Origin of the sequence: uncultured Campylobacter sp. (assembly GCF_937997405.1) — a bacterium.
GTDB lineage: Bacteria > Campylobacterota > Campylobacteria > Campylobacterales > Campylobacteraceae > Campylobacter_B.
The window spans coordinates 1-3,095 of sequence record NZ_CALKTL010000029.1; the positions used below are offsets into that span (position 1 = coordinate 1).

A 3,095-nucleotide genomic window follows, 5' to 3' on the forward strand; every position below is an offset into this window, starting at 1 on the left:
CGGGAGCCTAACTCCTGTTATGATCCTTGTAGACAAGGCAATACCAGCGCTATATAAGAAAATTTACTACGCCAAATACGACTACTTTATAATCAAACTTTTACCCAAAAAATTTTATCTCTCGTATTTAGAAGCTGCCGAATTTTATTCGGGAATAAATTTTAACCAAAGCTCGCATCCACTCAGCTCAAAACATAAAATTTAAAATAAGCCGTTTTCGATATAATTTTCAAAAATTTTGGAGCGGAAAATGGGTAGAAAAGAGCTTCTGGGCGGCGCAAAACGTATCGTCATAAAAATCGGTACTTCAACGCTTACCAATGCGGACGGTTCGCTAAATGAGCGGCTCATCAAAAGTCTAGTCGCGCAAATTTGCAAGCTAAAAGATGCGGGCTTTTGCGTGGCTTTGGTAAGCTCGGGTGCCGTGGGCGCGGGCATGGGGCTGCTAGGCATCGTGCAAAGACCTAAAATTTTAAGCCGCAAGCAGGCTCTAGCGGCGGTCGGACAGGTCGCACTGATGCATCTTTACGAGCGGCTATTTTGGGCGCATGACCGCATTATCGCGCAGCTGCTGCTAAGCCGCGGCGATTTTAGCGACAGAGCGCGCTATCTTAGCGTGCGAAACGTCTGCGCAGAACTGCTCTCGCGCGGCATCGTGCCGATTATCAACGAAAACGATCCCGTCGTAGCAGATGAACTGAAAGTGGGCGATAACGACACGCTAAGCGCGCTAGTAGCGGGGCTAATCGATGCTGATCTGCTCGTGATTTTAAGCGATATCGACGGGCTGTACGACAAAAATCCGAGCGAGCACGCGGACGCAAAACTTTTAAGCTTTATTGAAAAAATCGACGAACACGTCGTCAAAATGGCAGGCGGCGAGGGCAGTAAATTCGGCACGGGCGGCATGGCGACCAAGATCGCGGCGGCGCAAATGGCAAATCAGATCGGCACTAGCCTGATCATCGCAAACGGGCGTACGGACGGAATTTTGCTTAAAATAGCGGCGGGCGACGAGGTAGGCACCCTCTTTAGCGCGGGCGCAGCGCGGCTTAGCTCGCGTAAATACTGGCTCGCATACGGCGCGATTAGCAAAGGTGCGGTGATTATCGACGCGGGTGCGGCAGAGGCGATAAAATCGGGCAAAAGCCTGCTTGCGGTCGGGATTACCGAGGTGCGCGGCGAGTTTGAGCGCGGCGAGATCGTAAACGTCTGCGCGACTGACGGCAAGCTGCTGGCGCACGGCATTAGCAACTATTCAAGCTGCAAGCTTGCGCGCATAGCGGGCGCAAAAAGCGATGAGATAGAGCAGGCTTTAGGCTACAAAAGCGACGATGACGCGATCCACGCGGATAATATCGCGCTGCAATGAAATTTTAGCCGTGTTCGCGCGTTTAAATTTTAAACGGAGGGCGTAGATGAAAAAGATTATATTTTTTGCGCTACTTTTGGCAGGCGCGGCGTGGACGGCAAAATTTGACGAACCGGACGCCGATAAAAATAAGACGCACTGGGATTTTAGACGCGATAGAAGCGACGCTTGCGGCATTTATATACGCAACACGCTATTTGATTTATAGATTAAGGAGCGAAAATGAACGAAATTTTAGAGATCTGTAAGCGCGCAAAGGCCGCTTGCGGCGAGCTTTTGAGGCTTGGTAGCAAGGCTAAATTTGAAATTTTAAACGCCGTAGCAAACGAGCTGCTAGCGCAAAAAGAGGGTATAAAAGCGGCAAACGCCAAAGACCTTGCAAACGGCGAGAGATCGGGCCTTAGCCTAGCATTGCTGGACCGCCTAAGGCTAACCGATGCCCGTATCGAGGCGATGGCGCAGGGCGTGCGCGAGGTGGCGGGCTTTGCAGAGGTTGTGGGCGAGAATCTAGGCGGCTGGGCTCATCCAAACGGCATGCAAATCAGCCGCGTGCGCGTGCCGCTGGGGGTGCTTGGTATCATCTATGAGAGCCGTCCAAACGTAAGCATCGACGCTGCGGCTCTAGCGCTAAAAAGCGGCAATGCAGCGATCCTGCGAGGTAGCGCCAGCGCGCTAAATTCAAACATCTTTTTAGTAAATTTATTTAATGAAGCGGGGGCGAAATTCGGCTTACCGACGGGCGCAGTGCAGCTCGTAGAGAGTCCTGAGCGCGAAGTAGTGGCGCAAATGGCGAAAATGAGCGAGTATATCGACGTTTTGATACCGCGAGGCGGCAAGAGCTTAAAAGATTTTATCGCGCAAAACGCGACCGTGCCGATTATAATGACCGGTACAGGGGTTTGCCACATCTTTGTCGATGAGAGCGCAAATTTGAGCGAGGCGGCAAAGATAATCAAAAACGCCAAAACCCAGCGTCCAAGCGTCTGTAACGCCGTTGAGTGCGTGCTTTTGCATGAGCGCGTGGCGGGCGAAATTTTGCCTGAGCTTGTGCGCGAGATGCCGGAGGTCGAGTTTCGCGTGAGCGAGCAGCTTCTGAGTGCGTGCGAGTCGGAGCTGCGAGGCGCTAAAAACGTCAAGCTCGCAGGCGAGAGCGACTTTGGCGCCGAGTTTTTGGATCTCGTGCTAGCTGTGCGCACGGTGCGGGACGTAAGCGAGGCGATTAGCTTTATAAATGCGCATTCCAGCGGGCATTCGGACGCGATTTTAAGCGAGGATTACGCAAACGTCGAGCGGTTTTTAAACGAAGTCGGCAGCGCGGTCGTCTACGGCAACGCCTCGACGCGCTTTAGCGACGGCAGCGAGTTTGGATTCGGCGGCGAGATCGGCATCAGCACGCAAAAGCTGCACGCCAGAGGGCCGATGGGGGTGAGAGAGCTCACGACCTATAAATACGTCGTCCGCGGAGGCGGGCAAATTCGTTAGCGGCTCGTCTTTTTCTAAAAGGCTCATCTTGCGAGCGCTTTTGAGAGAAATTTTGCTTCTCTTGCGCTCGCAACTGCAAGCAGAAGTCTAGCTTGCGCAATTTTTAGCTTCTAACTCAAAAAATCGCCTCAAAATACTTGCAAATTTTATCTTATATCGCAGGCTGAATTCCCTCTGTGATACTTTTACCTAATAAACTTGAAATTTTATAAATCACCTCTGTCAAAATTTTAAAAATATA

4 protein-coding genes are annotated in these 3,095 nt (G+C 51.3%); all 4 read left to right on the top strand.

Going from position 1 to position 3,095, the window contains the following annotated elements:
• Positions 1-205: hypothetical protein (locus Q0372_RS01600; RefSeq protein WP_298101712.1), on the top strand; the 205-nt coding region annotated here is incomplete at its 5' end.
• 45 nt (positions 206-250) lie between these two features.
• Positions 251-1,372 (top strand): glutamate 5-kinase, encoded by a 1,122-nt coding sequence (proB, locus tag Q0372_RS01605; protein ID WP_298101715.1) that lies wholly within the window; start codon positions 251-253, stop codon positions 1,370-1,372.
• Positions 1,373-1,418: 46 nt separating this feature from the next.
• The gene (locus Q0372_RS01610; RefSeq protein WP_298101717.1) at positions 1,419-1,580 is read left to right on the top strand and encodes a hypothetical protein; all 162 of its coding nucleotides are present in this window, start codon (positions 1,419-1,421) and stop codon (positions 1,578-1,580) included.
• A 14-nt stretch (positions 1,581-1,594) separates the two neighbouring features.
• Positions 1,595-2,854, top strand: coding sequence for a glutamate-5-semialdehyde dehydrogenase (locus Q0372_RS01615; protein ID WP_298101720.1), 1,260 nt, complete (start codon positions 1,595-1,597; stop codon positions 2,852-2,854).
• Positions 2,855-3,095: the final 241 nt, after the last annotated feature.

Coding starts and splice junctions, on each gene's coding strand:
- proB (WP_298101715.1), top strand. CDS start 251: ATGGGTAGAAAAGAGCTTCTGGGCGGCGCAAAACGTATCGTCATAAAA.
- Q0372_RS01610 (WP_298101717.1), top strand. CDS start 1,419: ATGAAAAAGATTATATTTTTTGCGCTACTTTTGGCAGGCGCGGCGTGG.
- Q0372_RS01615 (WP_298101720.1), top strand. CDS start 1,595: ATGAACGAAATTTTAGAGATCTGTAAGCGCGCAAAGGCCGCTTGCGGC.